Here is a 19,108-nt window from a genome sequence, read left to right on the forward strand (position 1 = left end):
CTTATGGGGATGCCGCTATTTCGCTTTCTGTTCCGCAAAATGTGGAACACGCGGTGGATGACGCTCAGCTCGCTTGCCGGCTTGATTATTGCCGTTGCCTTTGCGACCAGCATCCCGATGTATGCGGACGGAGCGCTGAAGCGGGTTGTAGCCCAGTCGCTTAAAGACGAGAGCGGCGGCTTGCCGGCAGGATCGCTGCTGATGCGTTATCAGGAGACGTCAAACAAGACCGATCTGAACGGTCTGAATACCGTGGAGAGCTACATTAAGGACGATATTCCGTCCTTGATCGGATTTCCGTTCACGACCTTTGCGCAGAATTTATCGATTCGCAGCGGCGAGCTGACACCAGAGGATCCAACGAAGGTAGATGCAAGCCGAGTGCGCACCATGGCGCTTACGACGATGGCCGGCCTTGATAAGAAGTCGGAGCTGACGCAGGGCCGCTGGTTCGCTGACGCGGTCGGCGACAACGACACGGTCGAAGCCGTTATTATGGAAGAAGCGATGTACCGCAACGATATTCATATCGGCGATGTGTTCGAGTATCCCATCTACAGCGGGCTTAATCTCACGCTGCGCGTCAAAATCGTGGGTGCCTACAAGCCGCTCAAGGAAACAGATCCTTTCTGGTACCAAGGTATTGAAGGGACCATGGGCACGCTCGCGATCGGAGATAAAGCCTTCCATCAAGGACTTCTCAAGGATCGCAAAATTCCGATTCACACGGCGAGCTGGTACTATGCCTTCGATTTGAAGGAGATTCAAACGAGCCAGCTGGCTTCGCTGAACAAGACGCTCGACCGGCTTAATATCGATCTCTACCAGCGGCTCAAAGACACGCGGGTAGAAATCTCCTTCGCGAAGCTGCTCGGCGAGTTCAAGAAGCAGAGTCTTCAGCTGCAGCTGCTGCTCTTCACGCTTGCGGCACCGATGCTGGCGATGGTGTTCTATTTTATCGCGATGAATGCAAGACAGGCGCTCGATAAACAGCGGAGCGATATCGCCGTGCTGCGAAGCCGAGGTGCCGGGACGCGCCAAATCATCGGCATCTATCTCTTGGAGGGTTTGATGCTCGGCATCATCGCGCTCGTAGTCGGACCGCTCATCGGGTGGTTCATGGCGAAGAGCATCGGCTCCGCCAACGGCTTCCTGGAGTTCGTCAACCGTAAGTCTCTGCCGGTCGGCTTCTCCACCGATGCCGTTATGGCCGGCTTGGGCGCAGTCGTGCTCGCGTTGATGGCGACGATTATTCCTGCCGTCATCTATGCGAAGGCTTCGATTGTCGATTACAAGAAGCAGATTGCCCGTTCCGACCGCAAGCCGCTCTGGCAGCGCTGGTACGGCGATGTGCTGCTGCTCGGCGTAGCCGGTTACGGCTGGTATTTGTTTAATGAACGTCAGATGATTTCGGTAAAGAGCAACTTGACGACGGATCAGCTCAATGTGCAGCCTTTCTTGTTCTTCGTGCCGGCACTGGCGATCTTCGCGATGGGATTGTTCTTCCTGCGAATATTCCCATGGCTCCTGAAGCTGTTCAACTGGCTCGGGAAGAAGCTGCTGCCTGTTCCGCTTTACTTGACGCTGACGCAGCTATCTCGGTCATCCAAGGGCTATTATCCGCTTATGATTCTGCTCATTCTGACACTGGGGCTCGGCGTGTATAACGCTTCTGCTGCCCGGACCATCGATATGAACTCGACGGAACGTACACTTTATAAATTCGGTACGGATGTCGTGGTTCAGACGGTATGGGAAGGGAAAACAGAAGTTATCGATACGGGCGGCAGCGACTCAGGCGGCAATCAAGGCGGCGGAAACGGAGGTTCCGGCGGTGGCGGCAATGGCTCCGGCGGAAGCGGTGGCAACGGTAATGGCGGCGGCCAAGGTGGCGGAGGAAACGGCGGCGGTACGTCGGTTCCAACGCGAATTAACTATTCCGAGCCTCCTTTCGAAATCTTCAAGAGCTTGGACGGCGTCGAAGCCGCTGCCCGTGTTCTTCAGACGAAAGGCAACATCGTCGTATCGGGTCGTTCCATTGGCCAAGGCACGGTCATGGGCATCGATAATGTCGATTTTTCCAAGGTCGGTTGGTTCCGAAATGATTTGTTTCCGTATCATCCGTTTCAATACTTGAACAATCTGGGTCTCTACGAACAGGCTGCAATCATTCCATCTAATGTCGCGAAGAAGTATCAGCTGAAGCTTGGGGATACGATCAGTGCCGGACTTCAGGACGGCGTGGTGGAATTCGCAATCGTCGGCATCGTACCTTACTGGCCGAGTCAATATCCGGACCAGTCGCCGTTCATCATTGCAAATCTCGACTATATCTATGACCAGGTACCGATCATTCCTTACGAGGTTTGGCTGAAAATGAAACCGGGTGCCTTGACCGGACCGATCATGAAGCAGCTGGAGGCTAAAGGCATCGAGCTCGCCGATGTAAAAGACGTTCGCATCGAGTTGGCCGCGCAATCCAAGCTTCCTACGCGCGGCGGTGTCTTCGGGATTCTGAGCCTTGGCTTCTTGGTCTCAATCATTATCTCGCTGACGGGATACATCCTGTTCTGGTTCTTCAATTTATCCGGCAGGATCGTGCAGTTCGGCGTGCTTCGAGCGATGGGGTTGTCGCGCAAGCAGCTGACAGGCATGCTGCTTCTGGAGCAGATCTTTACAGCTGGACTGTCCATCGGACTCGGCATCCTGATCGGCAAAATCGCAAGCTTGCTGTTTCTGCCGTTTCTGCAGACGACCGAGAACGTTGCGAATTCGGTTCCGCCGTTTAGAGTCGTATTCGATTCCAAAGATACGACGCAGCTGTATATCGTTGTTGCCTGCATGATGCTGATGGGCGCAGTGCTGCTGCTGGCCCATATCCGCAGACTCCGCGTACATCAGGCGGTCAAGATGGGAGAGGAGCGGTAACGCGTCATGATTACATGCGAAGGGCTAGTCAAAATTTACAAATCGGACGATCTCGAGGTCGTTGCGCTGCAAGGCTTGAACCTTCATGTAAGTGAAGGGGAGATGATGGCGATCATCGGAAACAGCGGAAGCGGTAAGTCGACGCTGCTCAACATTCTAGGCGGTCTCGACCGCCCTTCCGCCGGCAGCGTCAGCGTCGGTCCGTGGGATTTGCTCAAGATCACCGATGAGCAGCTTGTTTCCTACAAACGCGAAACGGTCGGCTTCATTTGGCAAAACAATGCGCGCAACCTGCTGCCTTACCTGACGGCGCTCGAGAATGTGGAAATGCCGATGATGCTTTCCTCCAAGCTGGACCGCGCCTACGCGAAGCAGCTGCTCGAATGGGTCGGCTTGAAGGAGCGGATGCATAACAAGCTCCATCAGCTCTCGGGCGGTGAGCAGCAGCGGGTCGCGATTGCGATTTCGTTGTCCAATCGGCCAAAGCTGCTTCTTGCCGATGAGCCGACGGGGTCCGTCGACACGCGGACCTCGGACCTCATCATGGATATTTTCCGCAGGCTGAACAAGGAAATCGGCATTACGATCGTCATCGTTACGCATGATTTGACGCTTGCGCATAAGGTCGATCGCGTCGTCGCCATTCGAGATGGGCTTACGAGCACTGAATTTATTAAACGCAATCCAAATTTGGATGACGAGTTCGAACATCCTTCCGGGTCGCAGCAAGGCGCGGTGCATGAAGAATATGTCGTGGTGGATCGCGTCGGCAGGCTTCAAATCCCGAAAACGTATTTAACGGCTTTACAAATTACAGATAAAGCATCGATGGAATTTGACGGCGAGCGAATCATTATTTCGCCGCCCAAATCATTGGAGGGGTAATCGGATGGAGAAGATTGCAATGCGTTCAAAAGGGAAAATGGTGCTTAAAGCGTCGGCACTGGCGGTAACCGCGGGATTAATGGCTTCCAGCCTCGCAGCCTGCAGTAAGGGAGACGGCAACAGCGATGCGGAGCGTCACGTGCTGCGCGTCGGATTCTTGTATTCCAACTCCGATAACGAGCAGTATTTGCGCCAACAGTTTACGGATGGGTATGAATTGCTGCATCCCAACATCGATATCGAGATTGTCTCGGCAATCAATTATGACGATCAGCGCTACGAAGAGCCGGATCCGAACAAGAAACAACCTGATCCTTACGAGAAGCTTAAAGACATGCTGAACGGCAAAAACCCTGTCGATGTCGTGGTTGTCGATTCCGGCAATCTGAAACGCCTCGCACAGGATAATATGCTGACTAAGCTGGATACGATCATTCAGGATAAAGAGTTCGATATCGATGATTTTGTTCCTTCTGTCATTGATGGAATCAAGGACGCAGGAGACGGGTCCATCTACGCTCTGACGCCGACATTCAGCTCCTCGGCACTTTATTACAATAAGAAGCTCTTTACGGATGCAGGCGTTGAACCGCCGAAGGACGGCATGCAATGGCCGGATATAATCAATTTGGCGAAGCGCGTGGCGAAGGGTGAAGGCAAGGAACGTAAATTCGGCTTCTCCTTCAACCGTTACGTTGGCGATCCATTCTGGGATTCCCAGACGTATTCGGCTCCGCTTCAGCTGAAAATCTTCGATAATAAAGCAGAGAAAATGACCGTCGATACACCGCAATGGAAGAAGGTTTGGACGGATATTGCAGACCTTTACCAAGCGAAGATCATCCCTACGCAAGAAGACGTGAACAACGGCGGCGGTATGGGCGGAGGAGGCATTAAGAAGGAAGCCTTCAACCCGTTCCAAGGCGATTTGTTCATCAGCGGCCGTCTTGCTATGACGATCGGCGGCTATGATTACATCAGCGAGCTTTCCAAAGCGAAGGATGCCGCGGTGAAGAACACGAAGCTTCCGAACGTGGACTGGGATGTTGTGACCGTGCCGACGTTCGCGGAAGTGCCTGATGTCGGCGGCAACATCTACTTGAACAATCTGATGGCGATCAATGCGAAAGCGCAAAACAGCGAGGATGCGTGGGATTTCATCCAATTCAACAACAGCAAGGAATGGGCGAAGCTCAAATCCCGCAGCACGTATGAAATGGTCTCGCGCAAATCGTTCCTGAAACCAAAGGACGGCATGGACTATAACATTGCGGCGTTCTATACGCTGAAGCCGGTACCGGCTCAAGATCCGGCTATCGATAAATTGTACCAAGACAGACCGAATCTGTATCAAGTACAGCAAATCGCACAGCCGCTCTTCCAAGAAGTCATGCAGAAGAAGAAATCGGTTGAGCAGGCGCTTAAAGAATGGCAAACCAAAGGCGATGTCCTGCTGCAGAAAATCAAAGAAAACCCTAATGGTCCCCTTGACGGCGTAGGCGGCGGTCCGATCGGCGTCGGCAATGCAGGCGGCGCAGCCGTTAATTACGGGGGCTAAGTTAGAAGCTTTGGCTAGTTCCACAAGAAATATAAGGAAAGATCGCAGCGGCGCCTCTTGGCGCTGCTGCGGTCTTTATTTATGATGCCGAGCAATTTCGAGACACTTATGCATGCTTATTTCTTCCCAAAGTGGGTAATCTAAGTGAAACGGAATGAAGGGAGCATCAAGCATGAAGTGGATCTATTGGGGACGATTATATGAAACCAAATTTCAAGCCGGCTGCCTGGTGAAGCGGATGGAAAATGATTGGTGGGTATATGGATATGAATGCCCGCAGGAAATTGAAGTATTTCAATCCCGGAAGGGACGTTATGGCGTTCGATTCCTCCCATAGTAAATTATTGCTTGACTTATCCTTCATATATATTGTATATTAATACTTGTCGCCATTGAATGATTGCATGTGAATCGGTGTTATCGCGGGGTGGAGCAGCTCGGTAGCTCGTCGGGCTCATAACCCGAAGGCCGCAGGTTCAAATCCTGCCCCCGCAACCAACCTTTCGATTATTATCGTAAGGGCCCTTAGCTCAGTTGGTTAGAGCGGTCGGCTCATAACCGATTGGTCGGGGGTTCGAGTCCCTCAGGGCCCACCATTCTACTCAATCAATCCACATGCCGGGGTGGCGGAACTGGCAGACGCACAGGACTTAAAATCCTGCGGTGGGTGACCACCGTACGGGTTCGATTCCCGTCCTCGGCACTTTTTTGTACAAGTAATTGCATTGTCCATATGAAACACGAAGCCTCCTTATCTGCTCTTCTGATTCAACTCAGACTGCAGTCAAGGAGGTTTTTATTTTCCCGAGGTGATGATAGGATATGAAACCGAGCTTAATGAATGATTGGAAAAACGTGCTGCGAAGCGAGTTAGATAAGCCGTATTTTCACGGGCTCCTGCAGTGTTTAACGCAAGCGTACGAGGAGCAAACGATATACCCGGCTCAGCCTGCTATCTTCAACGCGCTTCATTATACGTCCTACGCGGATGTGAAGGTCGTCATCCTCGGCCAAGATCCCTACCACGGTCCGGGACAAGCGCATGGCCTTAGCTTCTCCGTGCTTCCGGGCGTGAAGACGCCGCCTTCGCTGAAGAACATTTACAATGAACTGCATGCCGATCTTGGTTATTCTGTACCAGATCATGGCTGCCTGGTTCCGTGGGCACAACAAGGCGTGCTGCTTCTGAACAATGTGCTGACAGTTCGGGAAGGAGAGGCAGCGTCCCATCAAGGAATCGGCTGGGAACGGTTTACCGATGCTGTCATTGCAGAGTTGAACAAGAGGGAACGTCCTATCGCCTTTGTCCTGTGGGGAAAGCATGCCCAGGAGAAAGCGGCAGCAATCGATTCAACCCGCCACCGGGTATTGGAATCGCCGCATCCTAGTCCACTCTCGGCGCGTCGAGGCTTCTTCGGCAGCCGGCCGTTCTCCAAAGTCAATGCATGGCTGCAAAGCGTGCAAGAGACTCCGATCGACTGGCGGATTCCTCCGTTAGCGGAGCTTGAAGCAGCGGCGGCTGGGAAATGATGATGAGATGACTACTATTCTACCGGGCGTCGGCAAGAAGAAACCCGTACGCTGGTTGACGCCGGCCTCCGGATATTTGACCGGATATGCTTATACACTCAATCCTTATGTCGGCTGCGCGTTCGGTTGTTCTTACTGCTACGTGCGTCGAATGCCGATTGCTTTGTTCAAGGGCAAGCCATGGGGTGAATGGGTGGAGCCGAAGTCGTTTGATGGGGAGCAGTTCCGTAATGAATGGCATCGAGCGCTCCGCAAAGGGGATGTAACGGTATTCATGTCTTCGGCGACTGATCCCTATCAACCGGAGGAGTACCAGGCACGCATTACGCGTCGCCTTCTGGAGATCATAGCTGAAGCACCTCCTCAGTTTCTGCTGCTTCAAACGCGAAGTCCGCTCGTTCTCCGCGATGTCGATTTACTCCTGAAGCTTGGAGAAGGAGTGCGCGTCAGCATGACAGTCGAGACCGATCTGGAGTCCGTTAGAAAAGTGCTGACACCTTCGGCACCGCCTCTTGCCGGGAGGCTCAGGGCAATCCGCGAGCTGCGGCGAGCTGGAGTCCCCGTGCAAGCCGCGGTTTCGCCGTTGCTGCCCTGCAGCGAAGCTTTCCCTGCACAGCTGGCGGAAGCCGTGGAGCGCGTTGTCGTCGATGATTTCTTCCGAGGCGACGGCAGCGGGGGCAAACGCTCGGAGCAGCTGCATATGGCTGCGCGGTACCGTGAACTTGGTGCAGAGGCGTTGTATACGCCGAAGACCGCGGATGATTTTGTCGGCCAACTGAAGCGTCATATGCCGCAGGGCCGTGTTTATTTTGGGCAAGAAGGTTTTATGCCGTAATGAAAGCACATACGGAAGCCCCCGAAGATCTTCTTCGGGGGCTTTGGTTATTTGTTCACTTATGCAGCAGTTTTTAAGCCGATAGGGAATTAGCGCTGCGAATCGCCGTCGCTGCCAATTATGCCCGTAGAGCCGCTCACCGCAGAGCCTGGATTGGGAGGAGAACCGGCACCGGTTTCCCCAAGCACAGGCTTCAAGGAGGAGGAGACGTACGTGACGGCTTTGACTGTGGTGATGACTTGGGCAAAGAATTTACCTTTTTCCGGATAAATCGGTGCGACGTGTATAATCGCTTGGTCGCCTTCGAAGGAGATCGAAGCGATCCGTATGCCATAGCCTGGATTCGGTGCTTGGGCCGAGACGGTAACTTCATTCACATCGGCGTTAACCGGCTTGACGCTCAGATTCATATCGAAGAACGGGGAAGGAGCCGGATCTACGATCGGCGGCTGTGCAGGCGTATCTTTGACAAAAGAAATGGTGTCATAGAGCCAGCCTGCTGCATCTCCGCGCGTAATCAATGTTTTCGGATAGAAATTATGCTTCGCATCGAGCTTGGCGATGCCGGTGATCAGAAGCTTCTGAACACTGCCCATATAGTCGGGATTCACATCCTTCTCGTCCTGAAGCACCGCATACATATCGACGAACGCGTAGTCGCCCTTGCTAAGCAGCGCTTGGATCAGATGGTGGGCGAACTGCTCGCGGGTCATCTCGGCATTGGCTTTTGTTTCTCTCGGTATATCGAGATCGTTCATGGCTGCGATAATAAAGGCGTCTGCGTACCACGCATCATCCTTCATGTTCGGGAAGCTGTCGGTTACCTTCGGTTCTTTAAAGAAGTTGATGCCGTCGAGGTTCAGATTCAGCCCTTTTACGATCATTGAGATGCCTGCTGCGTACGTCAATTTCCCGTTTGGCTGGAAGGCATCTTTGCCGCCGCTGCTTCCGGTTAAAATACCTAGCTTCTGAAGCTCGGAGATTTTTGCGTCATTCGGATGATCTTTCGTATCGGAAAAAGCCCAGACAGATTGCGTTACGGCTATGAACAAGAGCAACATCATGCCGACGGCCAATAATGGTTTCTTCATCTTGCTACACTCCTTATTAACCTAAAATTGGTAGTATCCTTTCCCTTATGTAGACGCACCTTTCTCTTGAAAAGTTGCAGTAGAGCGGTGCGTTCAACGCAGACAGCTAGGGTCTAATCGTTACTCTCGTATGAATCGGTACAAGGGCAGCAAGCGTAAGTACGTCATCGTTGTACATCCGAATGCAGCCGTGGGAGACTTCCCTGCCGATGGAGCCGGGATCGTTGGTGCCGTGAATCCCGTAATGCGGCTTAGACAGGCCCATCCACAAGACGCCGAAGGGCCCTCCGGGATTCGGCTGTTTATTGATAATCTCGTAATTTCCAGTAGGCGTGCGCGTTAACATTTTGCCGATGCCGACCGGAAAGCCTCTTATAACGATATTGCCATCATGCAGATACAGCTGTCTGTCGGATAAATCCACGATAATTCGGTAGTTAGGCATACGGAATCCCTCCTTCCTGCCAGCATATGAACGTTGAAGAGGAGGGGATTGGATTCTGGCTGGAGATCAGCGCACAGGCATCGTAAACGGCTGACAGCTTCTGCGGCTACGAGTTAGATTTATTGATTAAACACTACTAATTATGGTCAGCGGCGGAAGGGTTTAGTCGATGGTGAATTGCTGCCGAAATGTGGGAAAGAGGAATTTGCAGCGCAGTCGGTGGTCCTTGTCGTTCAAGTAGTGCGAAAGAACATCCTTATTTGCGGGCAAAAAACAGAAAGAAGGAGGGATCAGCCTCCTTCTTCTGGCAGGTTAAACTAGACGCGGACGTCGAAATTACCGCCCAAATTCGGCTGTACGCTGCGTTCCAACATTTGAACGAACTGCTGGCCTTGCTGTTCGGACTGGTCCTTGGCGATCTTAAGTACGCTGATGCCAACCGCTTGTGCTAAATTGCTCTGAGACAAGGATGTCGAAAGCGATGCGATATCCATGCGGGTTCCTCCTCTCTGGTGTAGCTGACATATAGGTTATCGGATTATTACCAGGTTGTCTAAAGAGGTGAAGGACGAGAGATTAACGAGTAGATATAGGATAACCGATAGACAGTTCATCGACAGAAATAGTTAAAATATGCTAAAATAGGGCGATTCATTTGTGTGATTAACGAATTGGGGGACTAGATGTGATAACTAAATTAGTGCAGCGAATTCGTTGGAAGTTAAGAGGAGAAGTTCCAACCGAACATCTAATCAATATGGGATTGAAAGTCGGAAAAAATTTTAATCGACGCCCGGAATGTATTATCGACTACTCTCACTGCTTCTTGATAACGATCGGAGATGACGTAACTCTTGCCCCTAGAGTTCATATTATCGCACATGATGCAAGCACTAAAACGCATTTAAATTATACAAAAATCGGACTCATCCATATTGGAGACCGCGTGTTTGTCGGTGCTGGCAGCATCATTCTCCCAAATGTGAAAATCGGTAACGATGTCATCATAGCCGCCGGTAGTATCGTAGCCAAAGATATCCCCGATAACTCGTTATTTGTTGGCAATGCCGTCGTCGACACGGCAGCAAATTATTTAGAGAAGAATAGAAAGAGAATGTCGGAAAGTCCTACATTTGATCAAACATGGACGGTAACCGGCAATATCACAAGTGAGCAAAAGGAAATCATGATAGAAAAGCTTCGTGCGGGCATAGGATTCGTTGAATGAATAGCATGTGGAGATTTCAGCATAAGTTCAAAAAAGATGCAAAAAGCGGAAAGAGCAGCTAACTCTTTCCGCTTTTTGCATCTTCGCATTGAAGGTCATTATTGTTCTTTAGGCGTTATTGTTGGAATTGTCGCTATAAAGATGGAGAAAAAACGGAGCTTTCGGAGGCCATTCGAATTCTATCTACCGAATCAAAACGAGGATTACAGGTTAAACCCTTGTATCAAATTCGTATCACGCTAATTCATACACAAAACCCGAGTGGTATAATAAAATAAAAAAAGCCTTGATTTCTCAGGCTTTATCACTTGTAATTATGGTGATCTGGACAGGGTTCGAACCTGTGACCCCTACCCTGTCAAGATAGTGCTCTCCCAGCTGAGCTACCAGATCATGTGAATTAGAACTCGTTAGTGACAAGAAATAATATATCAAACTGAAATGGAGAAGTCAACCTTTTATCATAAAAAAATATTCTAAATCTACTTAGTCCTGCATAAGGTGTATTCAAGCGGTGAACCATGGAGAGGCGGGTTGTCTAGTGAAGGAAGCTGCCCATTTGGCGGTGTGGCTGGTTGGACTGTTCAGTATTGTCGGTACAGTTTGCGTATATGTAGCCAGAATGGTCATCCATGACAGCAGAGCATATGATGAGGAATTCGTATGGAAGAGAAAGCTGCCTCCGGAAGCGGGAGGGAAGCACTAGCAACCGTCAGAATGGGTTTGGTTTCCAGCACAGCGGGTATACTATTTCCAACAGTTGCTTTCACACATTCGGGAGTGGTATCGATGAGAAAAATAGCATTAACGGGATTAAGTTTATTACTGTGTACGGGTTGTTTGCCGACTAACTCGTCTGTTGAGGTGTCCGTCCAGAAAGCTGGATTCGTCAACAGCGTGATGAATTCTGTTTACCCGCAGGATCGCTCCGTATTTAGCGACGTCTATGAACCAACAGATAAACCGCATGATTTAGTACCGAAATTACCTGGTCAACTCGGCATCGATCAGCAGAAGCCGCCTTTGCACAACGATAATTAATAAGCCGGTCCGGTTGCGCATACGCGGCCGGACTTTTTTGATGATGCTTTTGCAAGCAGCCGTGCACCATACCGATTGTTATCTATGCATAAATCGCTGAAAGGCAAGCCATGCTACGAGAGCACTAACAGAAGGAGGATTCAATATATGGTACGCATGTTCAGCCCAGATGGTGAGTGGGTGGGAGCGGGAATGGAAAGAGAATCTTTCGTTGCCGCACGCAAAAACGGAGACGGCGATTTGATGTCGTTTAAGACGTCGTCCGGCCGGGAGCTTAATTACGAGGAGGCGCTGTCGGCTGTTCAGAGCGGCTCCATCGCCGGCGTGAACGTCTTTAAAGGCAAGGACGGCGAAATGTATATCCGCGGCGACGCGGACGGAGATCCGACGAACAATCTAGACCAGCTCCCTAACTTCTAATTCTTGTACTCCATAAGCACGCAAGAAAAAAAGCCCATAAATTGGGCTTTTTTTCTTGCATAATTAGCTTCAGAAGCTGTACCGCTTATGCTGCTCAACGAACCGCATGACGCCGGTGTGTCCTTCATACTGCGGCTTCGTATCGTCGTAATGCATTAGCCAGATCCGCTCCTGAATGTCCAGAGGCAGTGTCTGGAGCTCCTCTAACGTGGTATGCACAACACCAGGCGGCTTCAGCTGACAATCGTGGAAGATCGTTTGACAGCCACGGTCGATCAGCTGCCGCAGCAACTCCGGATGGAAGATCAGATCCGCCGAATAGAAGAACGTGTCGTTAATAAGATAGGAGTAGCTTTTCTTATTCGGAATATGGGCGGTTTGCATCGGTTCCACTGCGAACCAGGGCAGGAGCTCGGTCTTGACATTCGGCTGAATGCGCCGCACGTCGAAATAATCGCTCAGCGAAGCGCTCTCATCCTGCGTAAGCCCGCCCTTAAGTGAAGTTTCCCACAGGGCGTCAACAAGCGGCTCCGGCACGAACAGCAGCGGTTTGCGGCCGAACGTGTACTTCATGCGAAATGCAAACTCCTCCATGCCCCCGATATGATCGGCATGAATGTGGCTAATCAGCAAGGCATCTATATCGTCGATCGACTTGTCCAATTTATACAAGGACCGAGGCGCCGTTAAGCCGCAATCCAGGAGAAGGGTGTGCTGATCCGTATAAAAAAGCGCATTCGTGTTGTAATATGTCTTGGCAAAAGCGCTGCCCGTTCCAAGCATCTGAATATCCAATCGCGCATCCTCCTAGGCGTTACAATTCCTTTCCAATTTATCATTTCCACATGGCATTGAAAAGGCGCGGCGAACATTATTTTTTCTAAGTATTCGGATGGCTGCCAAGCACCGATCCCGTTAGCCCACATACGATAGCAATGAACGATTGCAGAGATGGGCAGGTGCGGAGAGATGGCTCCAAGCAAAGGCAAAACGGTAAAGAAAAAGAAATCCCCTTCGGACCGGAAGCAGGCCGTGTTGAAACTGGTGCTTTCGGATACATGCGCAGTGTGCAAAACGCCTTGCGCTAGAGGCATGCGGTACTATGAAAGCATGAAGCAGCCGGGAGCGGTTGGTAAGGGCGTGCCATGCATTTTGACGCGGACATACGTATAGTCTGCGATAGTTCCCGGATTATTATTTCCCAGGCAAGCGCAGTTTTCAACATAAATTGACACGCCGCGCGATAGGAAAAAACTTTTCGGATTGGCGCAACTTTGGACGACTTGGAGAGTATAACCATACATCCAGATTAACGGACGGAGGTTTACCACCATGAAGTTCAGAAAGCTTCTCATTTTGTCGCTGGTCCTGTCATTGTGGGGCGGAACGATGCTGTTTGCAGATGGTGCGTCTCAGCGGATTCGAGTCATCGTTAATGGCAGCGAGTTAGATGATGCGGGAATCTTTACGGACGGCAAAACGTATTTATCGGTCCGTCAGGTGGCGAGCACGCTGCAGGCACTCGTCAATTGGGATGACAACGCAAAGAAAGTGACGATTTACAAACCGAATGTGCATATGTTCTTGTTCCAGGACACGACGATCTTCGGAAATGTCTGGAAGGGCGATAGAATCAGCTTCAAAGTGTTCGCCCAAATTGATAATCTTTTGACCGCGATCTCGGCCGTGAAAGTAACGATTACCGATCCTAGCGGCGTCGAACAGACGATTCAATCCAAGAATGTTACCGTCGATAAAGATAATTTCTGGTACCGTACGGACGATTTCAACTATTCGTTTAGCACTGCAGGCAAATACACGATTCGCTTCTACTTGAAAGCGGCTGGCAGCGACGATTGGCAGGGCGTATCGGAGAAGACCATTACGGCAGCAGCTAAATCATAATTACGGCTTTATGGCGCTTCTGTTTCCCACAACAGAAGCGCCCTTTCGTTTGACCGTAAGATTGTTCCATGTTACGATACGAAAGAAGCGCATTAATGAATGGAAATGAGGGAATACAATGAGCGATCACGTACATGACGAGAATTGCAATCACGATCATGACCACGAAGAACACGTTTTCCTTGTCGCGGATGAGGAAGGTATCGAGCGTGAAATGGTTATGGTATTTACGTTTGAATCCGAAGAGCAAGTTTATTCCGTGCTGCTGGACCGTAACGATCCTGAAGCTGACGGTATAATTTTCCGTATTGAAGAAGAAGACGGTGAAGCTTTCCTGGTCGGTATTGAAGACGATGCAGAGTGGGAACGCGTAACGGCGATCTACGAAGAAATCGCGAAGAGCGAGAGCGAAGGTCAAGCATAAGAAGAAAAACTCCGCTGCCCGGCAGCGGAGTTTTTTGTGCAATTCACTTATTTGCGCGGATTATAGTAAATGGTTCGTCCGTTAAACATCGTTAATTCGGCTTGAAGATGCTTAGCGAAGTACTTGCATAATTCATTCGCCTTTGATTTGTCCCCGTGAGTAGAGGAGTCGGGCAGTACGACCTGAACATGCGATACGCTTCGTTCTCCAACGGTCTCCGAGCCTACCCCAAACAGAATGTAATTGTACTGTGGATGCGTTCCTTTAAGGTAGAACCAGCGGTTTTCTTCGCCCGGCTTCGTTTCCACGGTATAGGGAAAGGCAGCCTCCGTATAATTCCAGTCCAATTGCTGCCCGGTCAGAGCCGTTTGTTCCTGGTAACGGACGAGCCGTTCCTTCACCTCTGCGAGGCTGAGTGCATCTACGGTTGAACCTTGCACGAATTTTATGTAAGCGCTTTGACTCATTATCGCCCACCCCCATCTCATCATAGCATTCATGAAATAGCTTGACAATAACAACCAGCTGCTCGTTAATACCTGAGGGGCGATTCATTTCCCCGAAGCATGCCCAGGCAAAGTCACCTTGCTCGAATTCATACGATGAGAGGCGAATATCTGCTCTTTCAGTAAACATGAAAATCCCCGAACCGCTCATAAGTGAGCGAATCGGGGATTTTCATTGTACATGTTAAAGCTACGAGATTGCTTCTTCTTCCACGATGACCTTAACGAATTGAATGCTGCGATCCTCGGGGCCTTTGACCGGCAGTCCCACCTCAACATGGTCGATAATGTAATCGATGTTCGTCTGCGAGATGACTTCGCCCGGCAGCAGAATGGGAATACCCGGTGGATAGACATAGATGAATTCCGCAATGATGCGGCCGGCGGATTCTTTGAACGGCACGACTTCCGTATCGGCGTAGAAGGCATCGCGCGGCGTAAGTGACAGATGCGGAATCTCCGGAATTTTGACGACGAGCTCGTTAGCTTCGTTGATGTGATGCTGCTCGGCCAGATCGCGAAGCGCAGTCAGCAATTTGCCAAGCGATTCTTCCGTGTCGCCAGGGGTAACGAGCGCCAAAATATTGTACATGTCGCTCAGCTCGACCTCGATGTTGTAATGCTCGCGAAGCCAGTTTTCCGTCTCATACCCCGTGATGCCTAGATGGCGTACATGGATGGTCAGCTTGGTCTGATCGTAATCGTAGGTGGCTTCCGTACCTAGAATTTCTTCGCCGATGCAGTAGAGGCCGGGCATGTTATTGATTTCCTCTCTTGCATGCTGAGCCAGCTTAATTGCGCGCTCTGCGATGTCATGGCCGTTGATGGCCAGATTGCGGCGTGAAGTATCCAGCGATGCCAGCAAAATATACGAGGTAGACGTCGTCGTCAGCATACTGATGATCGTTTGGACGCGCTTCTGATTAATGCGCTCGCTGCGTACGTTCAGGACAGAGCTTTGCGTCATGGATCCGCCTAATTTATGGACGCTCGTTGCCGCCATATCGGCTCCCGCCTGCATGGCGGACATCGGAAGCTTCTCATGGAAATGGATGAGAACGCCATGCGCCTCGTCCACGAGAACGGGAATGTCGTAGCTGTGGACCAAATCGACGATTTCTTTGAGGTCCGCGCATGCGCCGTAATAAGTCGGGTTAATAACGAGTACCGCCTTAGCGTCATGATGCCGGTCAAGCGCGCGCTGCACGGAGCGCGTCGTAATGCCGTGATCGATCCCGAGGTTCGCATCGCGAGCCGGAGAGATGAAGATCGGACGTGCACCAGCGAAAATGATCGCGGACATGATCGACTTGTGAATGTTGCGAGGTACGATGATTTTGTCGCCGGGTGAGCATACGCTCAGAATCATGGTCATGATGGCGCCGCTTGTCCCTTGTACCGAAAAAAAGGTATAATCAGCTCCGAAAGCATCGGCTGCCAATTTTTGGGCCTCTTCGATAACGCCTGTCGGTTGGTGCAAATCGTCCAAAGGCGCGATATTTATTAAGTCGATGGACAACGCGTTGTCACCGATAAATTCACGAAATTCAGAGTCGCTGCCTACTCCCTTTTTATGTCCGGGAATGTGGAATTGTACAGGGTCTTTGGCCGCATGTTCACGCAGAGCGGTGAAGAGCGGGGTCCGGGTATGATCCATTGCTTTCATCCCAGCCTTTCATGTGGATTGTTAACAAACAAAGCCCAGTATAGCAAAAACAGGGGGGATTGCAAGCAAGATTTTTGTTGACACTAGATAAACAATGGGATATTCGGCAGAAGGCAGGGAAGGGGAATCTCCATGGAAATTACAAAAAGCTGGGGCGGCAAAAAAGTGCTGTCGTCGCCGTTCGTCGTGCAGCTGCTCATCATGATGTACCTCGTAGAATTCGTGAAAGGCGCGCTCCTCGTCTCCATACTACCGGTTTATATGAGAGAAGAGCTTCATCTCTCTGCTTTCGCAGTAGGCTGGGCGCTCGCCTTGCAGTATATTGGCGATAACGCATTTCGCTCGCCGCTTGGCTGGATCATTGACCGAATCGGATACCGCTACGTCATGCTGTTCGGTGTCTTGTTCACGAGTGCGGCGGTACTGATCGTCAGCTTAACGAATGGACTCGGCTGGATTGTGGTGGCATGCTTGCTGCTCGGCATCGGAACTTCTCCGCTGTGGCCCTGCGTCATTAACGGGTCAACGACGGTTGCGGGCAACGAAGCCAGCGGCACGATTATGAGCGTCGTCTATATGGCATGGCTGACTGGGGTCGGCTGCGGTCCTATCGTGATCAATTTCTTTATCGTACATACGTATACGCCGGCCTTCCGCATTCTGATCGGGATGATGCTGATCGTTGTCATTCTCGCATTTTTCCTGCCGGGGAAGAAGCAGTCTCTGGCGCTCGAGAATCGGGAAGACCCAGCCGTCACGGCAGTTAAGCATAACCTCGAACGATTGGCATGGCGCGTTCGCGTTCGCCGCTATTTCGCCAAAGTCGGCGCTTCGCTCCATGCGAGCAAGCTGCTGTATCCGGCGATGTTCACGCAGAATTTTGCGCTCGGACTGCTCACGCCGGTATTAACCCAATATGCGCGGACCGTGCTCCATCTGACGCCGCAGCAGTACAGCATGTATTTGGTCGCCGGCGGAGCCGTTACCGTACTTGGCTTGATCCCCGTCGGTAAATGGGTAGACCGCTTCGGCACCAAATGGTTTCTGCATGTCGGCTTCATTACTGCCGCAATTTCACTCGCGACGCTTGGCTATTCGAGATCGCTGCCGCTAGTCCTTATTATTGTAGCCTTTGTCGGAATCGGTTACGCCTGCATCATACCGGCATGGAATGCGCTAATCGCACAGGCGATTCCCAAGGAGGAGCGGGGAGCGGTATGGGGCTTCTTCCTGACCATTGAAGGCTTGGGTATGGTGTTCGGCAGTATCATTTCCGGCAAGCTGTGGGATGTGCTGGGGCCGCATTCGCCGTTTCTCGTCAGCGGTGCCGTACTGCTGCTCTTGTTTGTTCTTCATTTGTTCATAACAAGACATAAAGCAGATGTGGTAACATGATGAGATGGAGGGAACGCTATGAACAAAGACAAACGACTTGGCATCGTCATGATTATGCTGATGACGACATTTATCGGATTCGGGATTATTATTCCGGTTTTGCCGGAGCTTATTAAAGAAGCTAGTCCGGACAAAGTAGAGTTCCATACCGGGTTTATGCTCTCTGTCTACTCTCTTGTAGCATTTCTAATTTCACCGATGTGGGGCGGACTATCGGATCGAATCGGACGCCGTCCCGTTATCCTAATAGGCGTGCTGGGCTTCGCGGCCAGCTTCCTGCTGTTCGGTATTGCGGACGGCAGCCTGCCGATCATGTACGCATCGCGGGTGCTGGGCGGACTGTTCTCGGGCGCCGTGACCTCCGTCATTGTCGCATACGTTGCGGATATTACGCCGCCGGAGCAGCGAACTAAAGGCATGGGCCTTGTCGGCATGTCGATCGGACTTGGGTTTACGATCGGTCCGGGCTTCGGGGGATTGCTCAGTCTGGTATCGCAAAACACGCCGTTCTTCGCCGCTGCGGCATTATCGCTCGTCACGTTCTTTATCGCCGTAACGAAGCTGCCGGAGTCGCTGACCCCGGATATGCGCCAAAGCACGCATGAACGCAAGCCTTCCAGATGGTCTGCGTTTACGGGATCGGTTAAATATTTGTATATGCTCGCGTTGATCGTTTCGCTGTCCTTGTCAGGTCTTGAAGCAACGCTTCAGCTGTTCGGCATGAAGCGTTTTGACGTGACGCCGCTGCAGGTTGGTTTCATGTTCTTGATTTGCGGACTTGTCGGTGCTCTCATTCAAGGCGGAATCGTGCGCAAACGCATCCGTAAAGGACAAGAGCCCGCTTATATGGCAGCAGGCTTGATCATTTCGGCAGTCGGCTTCCTGCTCTTGGTCACGGCGCATTCGCTGCTGTCGGCTACCATCTATCTAGCCGTCTTCGGGATCGGCAATGCGCTGATCCGTCCATGCGTCACTTCGCTCATTACGCAGAATACAACGGTGGGACAAGGCGTCGCGTCAGGCCTTAGCTCGTCGATGGACAGCCTGGGCCGCATTATTGGACCGCTGCTCGGCGCATTCCTGTATTCACTGAACCTTACATTGCCTTACGTTTCCGGCGGGCTGCTTTCGCTTGCAGCACTTGTGCTGCTGCTTCGATTTAAGATGCTCGATCGCAGCAAGGATGCTGTTAAACCAACGGCTTCTGCTTCATAGTACTTGGTTATACTCGCATGCTCGTTAATGTGCGCT

Annotated in this window: 19 protein-coding genes and 4 tRNA genes; 16 read left to right on the top strand and 7 right to left on the bottom strand. The window is 51.3% G+C overall.

What is annotated here, in order from left to right:
- The first annotated feature begins 3 nt into the window (after window positions 1-3).
- The 8 genes from KXU80_RS00570 (at window position 4) to KXU80_RS00605 (ending at window position 7,736) form a co-directional block, all read left to right on the top strand.
- Entirely contained in the window at window positions 4-2,928 is a 2,925-nt protein-coding gene (locus tag KXU80_RS00570; protein ID WP_219836387.1) for an ABC transporter permease, read from the top strand.
- Window positions 2,929-2,934: 6 nt separating this feature from the next.
- Window positions 2,935-3,813, top strand: coding sequence for an ABC transporter ATP-binding protein (locus KXU80_RS00575; protein ID WP_219836388.1), 879 nt, complete (start codon window positions 2,935-2,937; stop codon window positions 3,811-3,813).
- 4 nt (window positions 3,814-3,817) lie between these two features.
- Complete coding sequence (locus KXU80_RS00580) at window positions 3,818-5,371, top strand: ABC transporter substrate-binding protein (RefSeq protein ID WP_258171189.1); 1,554 nt, start codon at window positions 3,818-3,820, stop codon at window positions 5,369-5,371.
- A gap of 421 nt (window positions 5,372-5,792) precedes the next feature.
- Window positions 5,793-5,869: transfer RNA gene (locus tag KXU80_RS00585), tRNA-Met, on the top strand.
- 21 nt (window positions 5,870-5,890) lie between these two features.
- Window positions 5,891-5,967, top strand: a tRNA-Ile gene (locus tag KXU80_RS00590).
- A gap of 21 nt (window positions 5,968-5,988) precedes the next feature.
- Window positions 5,989-6,074: transfer RNA gene (locus KXU80_RS00595), tRNA-Leu, on the top strand.
- 119 nt (window positions 6,075-6,193) lie between these two features.
- A complete protein-coding gene (gene ung / locus KXU80_RS00600; RefSeq protein WP_219836389.1) occupies window positions 6,194-6,901 on the top strand; it encodes a uracil-DNA glycosylase in 708 nt (235 codons plus the stop codon).
- A 7-nt stretch (window positions 6,902-6,908) separates the two neighbouring features.
- Complete coding sequence (locus KXU80_RS00605; RefSeq protein WP_219836390.1) at window positions 6,909-7,736, top strand: SPL family radical SAM protein; 828 nt, start codon at window positions 6,909-6,911, stop codon at window positions 7,734-7,736.
- Window positions 7,737-7,825: 89 nt separating this feature from the next.
- Here KXU80_RS00605 and KXU80_RS00610 read toward each other — a convergent pair whose 3' ends face one another.
- The 3 genes from KXU80_RS00610 to KXU80_RS00620 form a co-directional block, all read right to left on the bottom strand.
- Window positions 7,826-8,827, bottom strand: a complete 1,002-nt coding sequence (locus KXU80_RS00610) for an S-layer homology domain-containing protein (protein WP_219836391.1) — start codon at window positions 8,825-8,827, stop codon at window positions 7,826-7,828.
- Window positions 8,828-8,933: 106 nt separating this feature from the next.
- Entirely contained in the window at window positions 8,934-9,272 is a 339-nt protein-coding gene (locus KXU80_RS00615) for a L,D-transpeptidase (protein WP_219836392.1), read from the bottom strand.
- Between the two features lie 317 nt (window positions 9,273-9,589).
- Window positions 9,590-9,766: a YjfB family protein gene (locus KXU80_RS00620; protein ID WP_219836393.1), complete on the bottom strand. Its 177-nt coding sequence runs from the start codon at window positions 9,764-9,766 to the stop codon at window positions 9,590-9,592.
- A 191-nt stretch (window positions 9,767-9,957) separates the two neighbouring features.
- Between KXU80_RS00620 and KXU80_RS00625 the strand changes: the two genes are divergently transcribed.
- The gene (locus KXU80_RS00625) at window positions 9,958-10,500 is read left to right on the top strand and encodes a DapH/DapD/GlmU-related protein (RefSeq protein WP_219836394.1); all 543 of its coding nucleotides are present in this window, start codon (window positions 9,958-9,960) and stop codon (window positions 10,498-10,500) included.
- Window positions 10,501-10,817: 317 nt separating this feature from the next.
- Here the strand turns inward: KXU80_RS00625 and KXU80_RS00630 are convergent.
- Window positions 10,818-10,893 (bottom strand) — tRNA-Val (locus KXU80_RS00630).
- A 270-nt stretch (window positions 10,894-11,163) separates the two neighbouring features.
- Here KXU80_RS00630 and KXU80_RS00635 point away from each other — a divergent pair.
- Window positions 11,164-11,541 (top strand): hypothetical protein, encoded by a 378-nt coding sequence (locus tag KXU80_RS00635; RefSeq protein WP_219836395.1) that lies wholly within the window; start codon window positions 11,164-11,166, stop codon window positions 11,539-11,541.
- 192 nt (window positions 11,542-11,733) lie between these two features.
- Window positions 11,734-11,961, top strand: coding sequence for a DUF3892 domain-containing protein (locus KXU80_RS00640; protein WP_219836396.1), 228 nt, complete (start codon window positions 11,734-11,736; stop codon window positions 11,959-11,961).
- A gap of 69 nt (window positions 11,962-12,030) precedes the next feature.
- On the opposite strand, the gene KXU80_RS00645 is transcribed toward KXU80_RS00640, so the two are convergent.
- On the bottom strand, window positions 12,031-12,756 hold the full coding sequence (locus tag KXU80_RS00645; RefSeq protein ID WP_258171190.1) for an MBL fold metallo-hydrolase: 726 nt from the start codon (window positions 12,754-12,756) through the stop codon (window positions 12,031-12,033).
- A gap of 174 nt (window positions 12,757-12,930) precedes the next feature.
- Between KXU80_RS00645 and KXU80_RS27740 the strand changes: the two genes are divergently transcribed.
- The 3 genes from KXU80_RS27740 to KXU80_RS00655 all read left to right on the top strand — a co-directional run bounded on the left by KXU80_RS27740 (window position 12,931) and on the right by KXU80_RS00655 (window position 14,290).
- Complete coding sequence (locus KXU80_RS27740) at window positions 12,931-13,134, top strand: hypothetical protein (RefSeq protein ID WP_258171191.1); 204 nt, start codon at window positions 12,931-12,933, stop codon at window positions 13,132-13,134.
- A gap of 159 nt (window positions 13,135-13,293) precedes the next feature.
- Window positions 13,294-13,866: a stalk domain-containing protein gene (locus KXU80_RS00650; RefSeq protein WP_219836397.1), complete on the top strand. Its 573-nt coding sequence runs from the start codon at window positions 13,294-13,296 to the stop codon at window positions 13,864-13,866.
- Window positions 13,867-13,984: 118 nt separating this feature from the next.
- Window positions 13,985-14,290 (top strand): DUF1292 domain-containing protein, encoded by a 306-nt coding sequence (locus KXU80_RS00655; protein ID WP_219836398.1) that lies wholly within the window; start codon window positions 13,985-13,987, stop codon window positions 14,288-14,290.
- 47 nt (window positions 14,291-14,337) lie between these two features.
- Here the strand turns inward: KXU80_RS00655 and KXU80_RS00660 are convergent, their stop codons facing one another.
- Both KXU80_RS00660 and KXU80_RS00665 read right to left on the bottom strand, forming a co-directional pair.
- Window positions 14,338-14,757 carry a DUF1885 family protein gene (locus KXU80_RS00660; protein WP_219836399.1) on the bottom strand — a complete coding sequence of 140 codons (420 nt, stop codon included), beginning with the start codon at window positions 14,755-14,757 and terminating at the stop codon, window positions 14,338-14,340.
- Between the two features lie 229 nt (window positions 14,758-14,986).
- On the bottom strand, window positions 14,987-16,453 hold the full coding sequence (locus KXU80_RS00665; protein WP_219836400.1) for an aminotransferase class I/II-fold pyridoxal phosphate-dependent enzyme: 1,467 nt from the start codon (window positions 16,451-16,453) through the stop codon (window positions 14,987-14,989).
- 141 nt (window positions 16,454-16,594) lie between these two features.
- On the opposite strand from KXU80_RS00665, the gene KXU80_RS00670 reads away from it, so the two are divergent.
- Together KXU80_RS00670 and KXU80_RS00675 are read left to right on the top strand one after the other, a co-directional pair.
- A complete protein-coding gene (locus tag KXU80_RS00670) occupies window positions 16,595-17,857 on the top strand; it encodes an MFS transporter (protein WP_219836401.1) in 1,263 nt (420 codons plus the stop codon).
- A gap of 18 nt (window positions 17,858-17,875) precedes the next feature.
- A complete protein-coding gene (locus KXU80_RS00675) occupies window positions 17,876-19,072 on the top strand; it encodes an MFS transporter (RefSeq protein ID WP_219836402.1) in 1,197 nt (398 codons plus the stop codon).
- Window positions 19,073-19,108: the final 36 nt, after the last annotated feature.

It is taken from the genome of Paenibacillus sp. R14(2021), assembly GCF_019431355.1.
GTDB lineage: Bacteria > Bacillota > Bacilli > Paenibacillales > Paenibacillaceae > Paenibacillus_Z.